Here is a 12,734-nt window from a genome sequence, read left to right on the forward strand (position 1 = left end):
CGTTGAATTTACTTGCAATAGTCCGTCAGATTTCAAGTTAAGTAACTCACTAAAAGCGACTGCTTCTCTTAAATAGTCGCGCTCGCACTTAAAATTTACTAAAAGTAAAACGCCCTGCTTTTTAAAAGTTATCAATAAAAACAGGCGAGTTTACTTTTTAGTAAGATATTTTAAGAAAAAACCATTGCCATTAGCTAACGTTAAAGGCAATCTAGCTATATATAAGATAAATAATATTAATAAATATGTCCAAATACATACTCTCAATTGATCAAGGAACCACAAGCTCTCGTGCCATCTTGTTTACAAAAGATGCAGACGTTTTTGGTACAGCACAGCAAGAATTTCCTCAGCATTTTCCACAAAACGGCTGGGTTGAGCACGATCCTAACGATATTTGGCAAACAGTGCTTAGCACTAGTCGCGAAGTACTCGCTAAACAAGATGTAAAGCCTGAAGAAATTATCGCTATAGGTATCACTAACCAACGCGAAACCACCCTAGTATGGAACAAAAAAACAGGCAAAACGATTTATAACGCGATTGTTTGGCAAGATAGACGCACTAGTGACTATTGCGAAAGCCTTACTACCGATGAACTTTGTCAAACTATTAGCGAAAAAACAGGCTTGCTACTTGACCCTTATTTTTCAGCCACTAAAGTTCGTTGGATTTTAGATAATGTTGAAGGCGCACGCGAACAAGCCCTCGCTGGCGAACTGGCTTTTGGTACGGTTGACACTTACCTACTTTGGCAACTAACAGGTGGTAAAGAACATCGCACTGATGCAACGAATGCATCCCGTACTATGTTATTTAATATTCATACCCAGCAGTGGGATCAAGAGCTTCTAGAGTTATTCGATATTCCAGAATCTATGCTGCCAGAAGTAATGGACTCAGCCGACGAATTTGGCTCAACGAGCGCTGATATTTTTGGTGCACCAATTCGTGTATGTGGTATTGCTGGTGATCAACAGGCAGCCCTTGTTGGTCATGCATGTTTTGAGCAAGGCATGGCAAAAAGTACATATGGCACTGGCTGCTTTTTAATGCTTAACACCGGCGAAAAAGCACTGACCTCAGAAAACCGCTTACTGACTACTGTTGCCTATAGATTAAACGGCAAACCAACTTACGCCATTGAAGGCAGTATCTTTATGGCTGGCGCAACTATGCAGTGGATTGTTGAAGGCTTAAAGCTACTTAGCCATGCTGGCGAAAGTGAATCGATGGTTAAAGATGTCCCCTCGATCATGGTGTATTTTTAGTGCCTTCGTTCACGGGTTTAGGTGCACCTTATTGGGACCCAAATGCACGTGGCGCTATTTTAGGTCTTACACGCGACTCAGGAATTAGCACTATTGTTGCGGCTGCTTTGCAATCAGTAGGTTATCAAACCAAAGATTTACAAAAAGCGATGGAGCGTGATGGCCTTCGCCCGAGTGTGCTTCGTGTAGATGGCGGCATGGTAAAAAACAATTGGGTTATGACATTCCTATCAAACATTTTAGGTGCAACAGTAGAGCGTCCAACGGTGACCGAAACCACCTCTTTAGGGGTCGCTTATTTAGCAGGCTTACAAACCGGCGTTTACGAATCAACTGAGCAGTTATCGAAAATGTGGACATGTGACCGTCGTTTTGAGCCAACTATGAGTGCCGACGAGCGTAATGATTTATATGCAAAATGGCAGCACTGTGTAGCTCAAGTGTGCTTAACAAATAAAAATTGCCCGCAGTAAATACTAAGTGGCTAAGGCTAATACTTTAGTCACTTTGTCTTTTTTAACTTAGCTAAATGCTCGATTTAAAAGGCACACTTTACTGCTCCAAATTGAAAGTGGATTCGCGTCAAAATTAACAAATAAAAAACTGGGTTTTCTATTGTCAAATGAAAACAGCAGCTTTATGATGTTATATGTATTATTTATATTATAAATAAAAGGGTGTTCGGTGAAATTAGCAGATAACGAATATGACTTACTAGTCATCGGTGGCGGCGTAAACGGCACAGGCATAGCAGCAGATGCTGCTGGTAGAGGACTTAAAGTACTTTTGTGCGAACAGTCAGATCTAGCCTCTGCAACGTCTTCAAACAGCTCCAAGCTGATCCATGGTGGTCTGCGCTACCTTGAGCACTACGAATTTAGATTAGTAAAAGAAGCCTTAGCCGAGCGAGAAGTGCTGCTTAAAAATGCCCCTCACATTATGTGGCCACTTACGTTTAGATTACCCCATCAAAAGCATTTACGCCCTGCATGGATGATCCGCATTGGCTTATTTATGTATGACAACCTAGCAAAACGAGTTACGTTACCTGCATCGAAGAGCATTAAATTTGGCGAGCATAGCGTACTAGAACCTTCAATTACTAAAGGTTTTGAATACGCTGATGGCTGGGTTGATGACTCTCGCTTAGTTATTTTAAACGCCCTTGCAGCGCAGCAAAAAGGCGCAGTAATTGCCACACAAACTAAATGTGTCAAAGCGCATCGTGAGCAAGATAAATGGCAAGTAACGCTTGAGCAACAAAGTACAAAATCGCATTACAGTATTGCTGCTAAAGGCATTGTAAATGCAGCGGGCCCTTGGGTTGCTAAGCTTTTTGATGAAGCACTCGAAGAAAAATCACCACAAAATATTCGCCTTGTAAAAGGCAGCCACATTGTCGTGCCACGCATTCATAACGAACCGCAAGCTTATATTTTACAAAACAAAGATCAGCGTATTGTGTTTGTTATTCCGTTTGAAGATGATTACTCACTTATTGGCACGACTGATGTTGAGCACAAAGGTGAGGCACAAGACGTTAAAATTAGTGAAGAAGAAATCGATTACCTTATCGAGATTACTAATAGCTACTTTAAAACTCCGATTAAACGCCAAGATATTGTGCATACTTTTTCAGGTGTACGTCCATTACTTGATGATGAATCAGTTAATGCACAAGCCGTTACTCGCGATTATAAACTAGAGCTTTCGAGTGATGCTAAACAAACACCTCTACTGAGTGTGTTTGGCGGAAAAATTACAACTTACCGCAAACTTGCCGAAGCTGCGGTTAACAAGCTTGAAGACTTTTACCCGCAAATGAGTGAAGCTTGGACTAAACATAGTGCGTTACCAGGTGGCGATTTTAGCTCTGTAGAAGCACTTAAAGCGCAATTACAAACAACCTATAGTTGGTTGCCACAAACAATGCTAAATCGCTTTGTACGCACCTATGGAACGCGCACTATAAATATTTTGAGTGATGCAAAACAACTAAGCGATTTAGGTCAAGATTTTGGGCATAACTTATTTGCAGCAGAGGTCGATTTTTTATTAAATGAAGAGTGGGCACAAAACGCATATAACATATTATGGCGCCGCACAAAGTTAGGACTGCGCTTTAGTGAAACCCAAACTACCACCCTTAATAATTATATTGAACAAAGCAAAGCGGCCAAAATTGCTTAATAACCGCTAAAGAAATTGGCTGCAATAACCCTAAAAGCTTTCTACGAAACCCCTTTATAATTTAATCATTATGAAGGGGTTTAATTTTCTCGGTTATATAATACCAATCCGCAATAACACTTGATCAATTTGAGGGCTTAAACCTGGCGCTAACTATGTTAATAACTTCTGATATAGAGCAACTAAATAACGAAATTTTCACCTTGTTATCGACCCGATTTTCTTACTTCAAAATAGCTCACTTAATTAAGCTGATTGATATAAAAAATTAAAACCGCTCAACGTAGCCATTTTAATGTCAAACTCAACACATTTAACGCCTATTTGGTTAAGTGCCGTAGAAAAACATTTATTAAGCTGTTTGGTTCCCACTACCACAACTTGTGTATTACTTTGCAACTGCCACTCACTGGCATGGCGTGCTGCTCGTACGTCACTGCCAATTAACACACCCGATAAATACGCTTTAGCTTGTACAGGTGTTAACTCCTTTGAAAGCTGACGAGTACGCACACTAAAAATACCATGCGCTAAATTACCACTATCACTGCCAAGCGTGAGTTTGCACCCTTGATCAAATGCTTTCCAATCAAAGTCGCCCTCTTCACAGTCACTGGGTATCAATACACTTTGATGGCACAGTAAATCGTATAACTCGCCAGTCATTGCGGTTTTAAAGCAGATTATTTCACCATGGTTTATAAGTACCCACTTAGTATGTGTACCTGGTAAACACAGTAATATTTTACCCTGTTGATACTCTGGGTTTTGTTTTAAAAACCCTAAAATTTGCAGCTCTTCACCGCGCATTACATCAAATAAAGAATTTTGTAGGGTGCACTTAGTACCAGGCAAGGCTTTAATAGTATGCCCTGCACAATTAAAGCTAATAGCAGCATCGAGTAAACTCTCAGGGTTTATAGGGCACTCTAAATAGGGCGTTTCGTACCAACCTATGCTTGATGTGATTTGCCCTGCTATATATACAGGTACGCAGCCATACTGCTGACTCCAAGGCTCGATAGCACTAAGAAGCGTTTGCTCAAAGTCTTGATTAACTTTTACAACACCTGGCCCATCACGTTGTTCAAGTAATGTAAGCGGTTGTTTTGCGTTAACACGGCACAAATAAGCACGTAAATGACTGGTACCCCAATCAACGGCTATAAAAAGAGATGAAGTAGTCAAACTTTAAAGTCTCCCACCGTCAATTTTAATGCCCTGCCCGGTAATCATACTGCTTTCATCTGCCGCTAAAAACATCGCTAAATTAGCAACATCCTCAGGTGAAACTAGCTTTTTAAGCGCCATAGCTTCCATCCATTTTACTTGCTCGGCCTCCGTAAACCAGCTTGCTAATTGACGGTCGGTAGCCACCCACCCAGGTAAAATAGCATTTACGCGAATACCAAACTCGCCATAATCACGAGCAAGTGCCTTAGTCATGCCTATAAGACCTGCTTTAGCGGTAACGTAACCGGCCATTTGCGGTTGGCCCATTATGGCATTGATAGAACTAAAGTTTATAATACTGCCCGCCCCTTCTCGCTGCATAAATGACATAGCGACTTGGGAAGCAAAAAAGGCTGGATTTAAATTAATTTGCAGACACTGATCCCAGTCTTGCACTGTAACGTCTTCGCTAGGTTGACGGCGATCATTTGCTACGTTATTGACCAGTACATTGACGCTACCAAGGGCAGCACACGCATCAACTAATGATTGCTGCAGAGCATGGGAATCAGTTACATCAACTTGCCTGTACCATAAGTTAGCTTGTGGGAGATTGTTAATGAGCGCCTGCGCAGCATCGTCATCTATATCGATAAAAGCAACTTTGGCATTTTGCTTAGTAAATGATTCGACCATTGCTCTACCGATGCCTGATGCACCACCAGTAATAAAAATAACTTTACCAGAAAGACTATGATATTGAGCGAGGGTGTTCAAATTCAACTCTCCATACAGCACATATAAAATCTTATTTAAACCCTTTATAAACTGATACTTACAACATAAAGGGCCAAACCAAATTGTTATTACTGTGTTAAAATACTTAACTAATAAAAAGTTTATACCATATCCTTACGTACATTAATATGATATATGATATATAATCTAGCAATATGAACTCGGAAACTCGCACAATGAAAAGCCAACCTCGTCAAAACTTAACACACCAACTAACCCATGATTTGGGTTTTGCTATTGTGCGTGGCGTGTACCCTGTAAGTGAAGGTCTGCCGTCGGAAGCTGACTTATGTATAAAATACGATGTGAGCCGTAGTGCCACTCGCGAAGCGGTAAAAATGCTCTCTGCTAAAGGATTAATTTCGTCGCGTCCTAAGCAGGGTATTCGTGTATTACCTGAAAGTAGCTGGAACATGTTTGATACCGACGTACTGCGTTGGATTTTAAGCAGCAAACCGTCACTTTCTTTATTAAAAGAATTTACCCAAGTCCGTGTAGCACTTGAGCCTCAAGCTGCAGCGCTTGCAGCGGTGAATGCAACTGCTGAACAACTCGTTGAAATAGATAATGCATTAGCGCGTATGGCCGATGCCGATGAAGGATTAGATGATCCTCTCGAAGCTGATATTGCCTTTCATACCAGTATATTAGTGGCCAGCAACAATCGATTTTTTGTACAATTGACTGAGTTTATTAGCACCGCATTACGTGTAAGTATTCGCTACACTAACCATATTAAAGGTGTACCCGGTGCTGATGTAGCAAAGCATGCAGACATTTTAAATACCATAAAATCACGTAACCCAGAGCTGGCTAAAAAAGCAGTAGAAACTATTTTAGAAGAAGCGCTTGAGCTTATCGAATCAAAGCTGGTGTAGTAAAAAGTTACTTTTGACAGATTAAAAAAGGGAGCTAATTAGCTCCCTTTTTGCTGCCCATATTTAAAATTACGCTTTTGTAAGTTCAAAAATAAGCGATGTTTGCGGGAATGAAATTGGCATTTGTAAGCCAAACTGCATTAACGCTTCACCTGTAAATGTTTGACCATTTACCACAGCAATAGAAGATGGGCGATACTCTTCAAATTTTACCGGCCACACTAAATTAAGTGTATATTGTGCATCGGTATCTAGGCCAACAAAGCGTAATTTATTAGGCGCTGTACGCGGTGTTTCGCGAACGCTATTATAGGCAAATAACGCTTTTGTTTTTTGCTCATCGATTAAACCAAAGTTAATTGATAAATCGTCGCTATCAAGGCGGTATAAATCGGCGCTATGAATAAACTCCCGATGCTCTTTGTGAAGTACTATTGCCGCTTTGAGTGTATTGTATTCGTGATCGGTCAGCTCACGTGGGTCCATTTCAATGCCCATGTGGCCAAACATTGATACCGCAGCACGCATCTCAATGCTCACATTACGCCCTGTGATATGACAATCACGTGGGCCTACGTGAGCGCCCATTACCGACGATGGGAAAAAGAACGAACATCCACGCTGTATTTCAAGGCGATCTAGCGCATCGTTTGAATCTGACGTCCATACACGATCTGTGTGTGCAAGTACGCCGTAATCTACACGTGCACCACCTGACGAACAGCTTTCTATTTCAAGCCCTGGGTGCGCCGCTTTAATACGATCAATTAAACGATAAAGCGCCAATGTTTGTTGATGCACGGCCGGCTTACCATCAAAGTTACCCGCATGGTTAATATCGCGGTTCATATCCCATTTAATGTACTTAATGGTTGGGTATTCAACTAAAATATCGTCAATGGCTTTGTATAGGTACTCAACCACCTCAGAGCGCGTTAAATCAAGTACAAGCTGATTTCTAAAGCTTAACTGTTCGTTGTTTTGAGAGCCTAAAACCCAATCAGGATGCGCGCGGTATAAATCACTATCAGGGTTGACCATTTCTGGTTCAAACCAAATACCAAACTCCATACCTAAACTATTAACATGATCTATAACTGGCGATAAGCCATCTGGGTAAATTTTGCAATCTACTGTCCAATCACCTAAGCCAGCATTGTCGCCACGGCGGCCTTTAAACCAACCATCATCAAGTACAAAACGCTCAATACCTAACGGGGCTACTTTGTCGGCTAATTGCTTAAGCGTGTCTACGTCGTGATCAAAGTAAATACCTTCCCATGTGTTGTAATGCACAGGGCGCGTTTTTTCGCGTTGTGCTTGGCTAAGTAAATTAGCTTTAACAAAACGATGGAAATTACGAGAAAGCGCGCTAAAACCTTCACTTGAAAACGAGCCATAAATGCTCGGGCTTTGATACGTTTGACCTTTAACAAGCGTAAGCTCACCAGGAAGTAATAGCTCGCCCATTTGTACATAACGGCGCCCTTCAGCTAAAAGCTCTGCACGTAGTTTATTGTTACCACTCCAACCTAAATGAAAGCCGTAACATTCGCCGTGTTGCTCGCCTGCATTTTCGTTATGCACTAATAAACCAGGAAACACATCGTGTGATGTTTTGCCTTTACGGTTTTCACGTACAAAGCTGCCAAGCACTAAATCAACCGATTGACGTTGGAATTCGTTTGACCAACGGCCTTCAAAGCTCACTATTTTGCTTACGCTATCTGGCAATTGAAATGTTGGCGCCGCGCAAAAGTTAACACTTAATGGCGAATCACCTAAATTAGTTAATACAGTATGTGCGCTCAATACGTCAGTATTTTTATCAAGCGTGATGCTGTGTACTACTTCAATACCACGAAGTTTATCTACACTTACAAACTCAACGGTCGCACTTGAAAGTTGACGTACTTCTTGAAGCTCTGGCCCAACTGACCATGCAATTGAATCATTTACTAGCTCAAGCCCTGGCGCACCAGTAAAGCCTTCGCCTAATAAAGGAGATAGAGAAATAGGCGCTTCTTCAACCACGGCACATTTTACTTCTTGACGAGTTGCTAGCTGAGTAAGCATTGTTTCAGTTGTTTGCTCAGATAGGCGTTTACCAAAGTACAGTAATGCCGGTGTTTTGCTCTGGCAGTCGAAAATAACGGTGCTGTTTACACTGTCTAATCGATAAAATGATTTAGTGTCGGCCATGATTTTCCTATCCTTTTAATCTATTACGAGTTAAATAATGTGAGTATGTGAGTCAGTTATTTTGTGTGTGAACTCATTTACCGTTGCTTGAGATACGATCGGTCAGACAGTGGCTCTCAACAATAATAGTATATATCATATAAATTAACTTTTGATAGCCTTTGCACTGCAAATAGTTAGATAAACTCACTGGAAGTACCACTGCAATAAAAGACATTAAACTAACCTTAACTCAAAAATCCAATTACTCTCTTTTTGATGAATAAAAAAATCGGCCAAGAATTACCTGTGACCGATTTTAATAGCTTAATTTATCTGTAGTTTATTTTTGTATTAGCGTCTGCGTTGCGCCATCAAGATCAGGAGTTTTACCTGCCCACTGCGCGTTTAAGCCAAATACCACTTTATTTACTACTAATGCAAAAGTCACACATACAATGAGTGTAATTGGCATTAAGTGAATGTAATGAATGTCGGTATGTAGTGGTGAGTTTGCAAACGTAAGCATACCGTACATAACCACGCCTAAAATTACCGCTGCAATACCCGCACGAGCATCAACATTTTTAAATAATAAGCCCACTACAAAAATAGAGAATATAGGCATACTTAATAAGCCGTTTAATTGCTGTAGTAAGTTAATAATACTGTCGGCTTGCTGATAAATTGGTACAAGTACCAGCGTTAAACTCGTTAGTAATAATGTTACGTAACCACTTAGCTTTACTACACTTGGCTCTTTATTAAAGTAAGCTTCGTGAATGTCACACACATATAGTGCTGTGGCTGAATTTAATAAACTGTTGTAAGTAGATAGCACTGCCGCCGCCATTGCCGCTGCAAATACACCAGTTAACCATGCAGGCATTACATCGCCAACAATTCGACCATAAGCAGCGTCGCCAATATCGCCATAAAGTTTAAACGAAATAATACCCGGTAATACCACAATTGCAGGGACGATTAAAAAGCGAATACCTGCTGCTGCAAATATACCTTTTTGCGCTTCTTTAACATTAGGCGCTGCCATTGCTCGTTGCGTAATTGTTTGGTTAGTACCCCAGTAATACATTTGAATAAAGATCATACCGGTTAAAAGTGTTGGCCACGGAATAGGTGAATCAGCATCGCCAATTAATGTTAAACGCTCCTCTGGAATACCCGAAAAGTCATAGTCAATCGCATTAAGTGCTAAAAACACTACTAAAACAGCCATGCCCAGTACAAGTATGCCATTGTAGGTATCCGATACAGCAACTGCCCGCAAACCACCAAAAAATGCATAAACAGCACCAATAATGGCAAACGCGGTGGCAATATACATTAGTGGAATATCAACCTTAAACATGGTTTGCATAAACAGCGCGCCAGAATAAATAACCGCTGGCATATAAATAAGTGCATTACCTAAAAAGAATAATCCCCCAATAACAGCGCGAATATGTTTGTTGTTATAGCGCTTTTCTAAAAGCTCTGTGGTAGTTGTACAGTTATATTTGTAATAAACAGGGATGAATACTTTAGCTAAAATAATTAAACCTATAATTGCAGCAAGCTCCCACCAAACCAGTAAGGCCATTTGGTTACCGTTCATGCCAACAAGCTGGTCAGTACTTAAATTAGTAAGTGTGATTGAACCTGCAACAAACATCCAAGTAAGGCCACCGCCGGCTAAAAAGTACTCTTTAGTTTGGCTTTGTCCGTTATTACGATTTTGGCCTCGGCATTTCCAATAAGTAAGGCCACCAATTAAAGCGGTGACAAAAACAAAAACCACCAGCTGTAAAATATTATCTGACATGTGTGTGTCTCTTATATGCGTGTGAAAATAGACACGCTATAGCGCGTGTGAATCTCTACTTAGTTCTAATTTAATTTGCTTTAAAGGTTTGAGGTCTGAATGCTGATTATGAAGTTTCACTAAGGCGTTAAGCTGAAACAGTGAAATAAGCATGCTGTTAAGCACACTTAAGTAACCCTTCTTTTGCAGTTCTGCAATGGTATTGCTATCTAATGTTTGCAGTTTGTCTTCATCAACGGTGCTCAAACCTTGAATGGTTTGGGTTTCGCCTTGTTCAAACTGTAAAACAATATCAATATTTTTAATGAGCCCTAAGCGCACTACTTCCTGGGTAAATTGATACGTTTGATAGTCATTTTTTAAATCGCTCTCAAGTAGCTTTTGTTGCGAATTTAAAAATAAGCTTGGGTTACCTTTAGCATCAAATAATGCCTCACCATGCTGCGAGTTTACAGCTGAGCTTTGCTCATCAATCGCAATAAAGTAATCGCTACTGTTTGCTTCACGGGTCATTAAATGAAGAGGGTGAGTTTGCATACATACTGGTGTGTAAAGTGCCTGCCATTGGTTGTTATTCACCAATAAACTTTGCCTGGCGTTAAAACTTGTTAACGCTGATATTGTGTAGCTGCCATTTTGCGCGTTACGGGCTAAAAAAATAGGTAAGTCGCATGCAGCTTTTGCCACTTCGTTAGCTCTTAGATTAACTAAATGCTGCGTTTTTGCGTATTCAACTGCTGCATTGGGGTTAATTTTTAATGTTTGGTGTTTAGTGTTTACGAGTTCACTAATAGCCATAGTTACACATCCTTAAACTGGGTTAGCTGCTAGCCACTGCTCTATAAAAGCACGATGTGGCGGCAAAGTTTGTAACATCTGCTGTGTAAGCTGGCTGTTACGTTCAATTATTTGTTTGGCTTGCACATGGTGTGAATACAAATATGCCTGTTTAGTAAAGTCTGGCTTAAAGCCCATACCGTACAAAACATACTGATAACTGGCAGCAGGGAATAACTCTAATGCGCCATGAAAATCTTGAATAAGCGGGCCACGGCTTCCCCAAAGAAGCAAGTCTTCTTGCAGGGTTTGTGGAGTAGTATCGGGCTGTACATGTGCTTGCCAGTAAGGTTCTGGGCGCTTGGTTAGCATGTAATGTAGCTTTAAAAAGTCGATAATACGCTGCCAGCGGTAGTCCATTTGCTCGTTAAAGCGTTTAGCTACAATAGGCATTACTTGTGTATCTGCTGGCATATGCTCTGCTACAAAGCGTGCTGAAATTTCAACAAGCATAATAGCGGTTGCTTCAAGCGGCTCCACAAACCCTGCCGACATACCAATGGCAACACAGTTTTTATGCCAAAACTTTTCACGGTAGCCCGACTCAAAGCTAATCTTACGGGCAGTTAAACCGTTTGCTGCATCGCCTAAATAGTTTCTTAGGTTTTGCTCTGCTTCATCGTCTGATAGAAACTTGCTTGAATATACATGCCCTACACCTCGGCGGTGCGTTAAACCTATATCCCAAATCCATCCAGCGTTTTGCGCTGTTGCTATGGTATGGCTGGCTAAGGAGTCATCGTTTTCATCATAAGGGACTTGCATCGCCAGTGCGCTGTCGTTAAATAGCACGTGGTCCATTTTTTTAAATGGTACGTTGAGCGCTTGGCCTAATAACAATGATGAAAAACCAGTACAGTCTATAAATAAATCAGCGTTTATAGTGCGGGTTTTATCTTTTAGAGTAAGCTCATTTATTGCACCATCGTCATCAAGTTTTACCTGATCAACAGTACCAATAATATGCTCTACGCCAAGCTTACTTTTACAATGCTGTTTAAGCATTTCTGCAAAAGCGCCGGCATCTAAGTGATAAGCGTAATTACAATTGCCTTGATATTCACCCTGCGCTATACCTCTTGGGGCTAAGCTTGCTTCGCAAATATCATGTTGAAAATTAGTTTGCTGTGCAAAGTCTTCAACATTATCTAAATAAGGGGCTAAATCTATGCGGCCGTAGCCTAGCGGTACAGTAAATGGATGGTAGTAAAAGTCGTTGTTGCCGTGCGTCCAATTTACAAATTTACCGCCTTGTTTAAAGGTGGCGTTACAGGCTTTAAATACATCAACTTCACGCAAACCTATTTGCTGAAGAGTGTTTTTCATAGTGGGCCAGGTACCTTCACCTACACCAATTGTTGGAATATCTGACGATTCAACCAACATCACTTTTAAGCCGTCACCATTTTTACCTTGGTGATACGAAGCTATAATTGCAGCGCTCAGCCATCCTGCTGTGCCGCCACCAATTACGGCGATTGTTTTTATTGCTTTATTCATAACGGACTACTCTTTGAGTACTTTATTGATAACCGGTTAGACAACAAATGCCCTTTCGGGCATTTGTTTAAATTAGTCTCATTT

Annotated in this window: 8 protein-coding genes and 1 pseudogene; 3 read left to right on the forward strand and 6 right to left on the reverse strand. The window is 40.8% G+C overall.

What is annotated here, in order from left to right:
• The first annotated feature begins 245 nt into the window (after window positions 1-245).
• Both glpK and glpD read left to right on the forward strand, forming a co-directional pair.
• Window positions 246-1,744, forward strand: a pseudogene (gene glpK / locus AOR04_RS16310) (glycerol kinase GlpK).
• 211 nt (window positions 1,745-1,955) lie between these two features.
• Window positions 1,956-3,461 (forward strand): glycerol-3-phosphate dehydrogenase, encoded by a 1,506-nt coding sequence (gene glpD, locus AOR04_RS16315; RefSeq protein ID WP_096793910.1) that lies wholly within the window; start codon window positions 1,956-1,958, stop codon window positions 3,459-3,461.
• A 246-nt stretch (window positions 3,462-3,707) separates the two neighbouring features.
• Here glpD and AOR04_RS16320 read toward each other — a convergent pair whose 3' ends face one another.
• Together AOR04_RS16320 and AOR04_RS16325 are read right to left on the reverse strand one after the other, a co-directional pair.
• Complete coding sequence (locus AOR04_RS16320; protein WP_007376248.1) at window positions 3,708-4,649, reverse strand: 2-dehydro-3-deoxygalactonokinase; 942 nt, start codon at window positions 4,647-4,649, stop codon at window positions 3,708-3,710.
• A 3-nt stretch (window positions 4,650-4,652) separates the two neighbouring features.
• Complete coding sequence (locus tag AOR04_RS16325; protein ID WP_007376247.1) at window positions 4,653-5,411, reverse strand: SDR family NAD(P)-dependent oxidoreductase; 759 nt, start codon at window positions 5,409-5,411, stop codon at window positions 4,653-4,655.
• 197 nt (window positions 5,412-5,608) lie between these two features.
• Here AOR04_RS16325 and AOR04_RS16330 point away from each other — a divergent pair, with 197 nt between their 5' ends.
• Complete coding sequence (locus tag AOR04_RS16330; RefSeq protein WP_007376246.1) at window positions 5,609-6,310, forward strand: FadR/GntR family transcriptional regulator; 702 nt, start codon at window positions 5,609-5,611, stop codon at window positions 6,308-6,310.
• A 69-nt stretch (window positions 6,311-6,379) separates the two neighbouring features.
• Here AOR04_RS16330 and AOR04_RS16335 read toward each other — a convergent pair whose 3' ends face one another.
• From AOR04_RS16335 to AOR04_RS16350, 4 genes are all read right to left on the reverse strand, one after another.
• A complete protein-coding gene (locus AOR04_RS16335) occupies window positions 6,380-8,512 on the reverse strand; it encodes an alpha-galactosidase (protein ID WP_096793911.1) in 2,133 nt (710 codons plus the stop codon).
• Window positions 8,513-8,834: 322 nt separating this feature from the next.
• A complete protein-coding gene (locus AOR04_RS16340; RefSeq protein ID WP_007376244.1) occupies window positions 8,835-10,313 on the reverse strand; it encodes an SLC5 family protein in 1,479 nt (492 codons plus the stop codon).
• A 36-nt stretch (window positions 10,314-10,349) separates the two neighbouring features.
• Complete coding sequence (locus AOR04_RS16345) at window positions 10,350-11,111, reverse strand: SapC family protein (protein WP_096793912.1); 762 nt, start codon at window positions 11,109-11,111, stop codon at window positions 10,350-10,352.
• A 12-nt stretch (window positions 11,112-11,123) separates the two neighbouring features.
• Window positions 11,124-12,650, reverse strand: a complete 1,527-nt coding sequence (locus AOR04_RS16350) for a tryptophan halogenase family protein (protein ID WP_096793913.1) — start codon at window positions 12,648-12,650, stop codon at window positions 11,124-11,126.
• Window positions 12,651-12,734: the final 84 nt, after the last annotated feature.

The sequence above is a fragment of the Pseudoalteromonas sp. 1_2015MBL_MicDiv genome, assembly GCF_002407505.1.
Classification (GTDB): domain Bacteria; phylum Pseudomonadota; class Gammaproteobacteria; order Enterobacterales; family Alteromonadaceae; genus Pseudoalteromonas; species Pseudoalteromonas fuliginea.

What these genes read in the sequence shown, in the direction of transcription:
- AOR04_RS16350 (WP_096793913.1), bottom strand. Translation starts at nt 12,650, where the DNA reads ATGAATAAAGCAATAAAAACAATCGCCGTAATTGGTGGCGGCACAGCA.
- AOR04_RS16330 (WP_007376246.1), top strand. Translation starts at nt 5,609, where the DNA reads ATGAAAAGCCAACCTCGTCAAAACTTAACACACCAACTAACCCATGAT.
- AOR04_RS16335 (WP_096793911.1), bottom strand. Translation starts at nt 8,512, where the DNA reads ATGGCCGACACTAAATCATTTTATCGATTAGACAGTGTAAACAGCACC.
- AOR04_RS16340 (WP_007376244.1), bottom strand. Translation starts at nt 10,313, where the DNA reads ATGTCAGATAATATTTTACAGCTGGTGGTTTTTGTTTTTGTCACCGCT.
- AOR04_RS16345 (WP_096793912.1), bottom strand. Translation starts at nt 11,111, where the DNA reads ATGGCTATTAGTGAACTCGTAAACACTAAACACCAAACATTAAAAATT.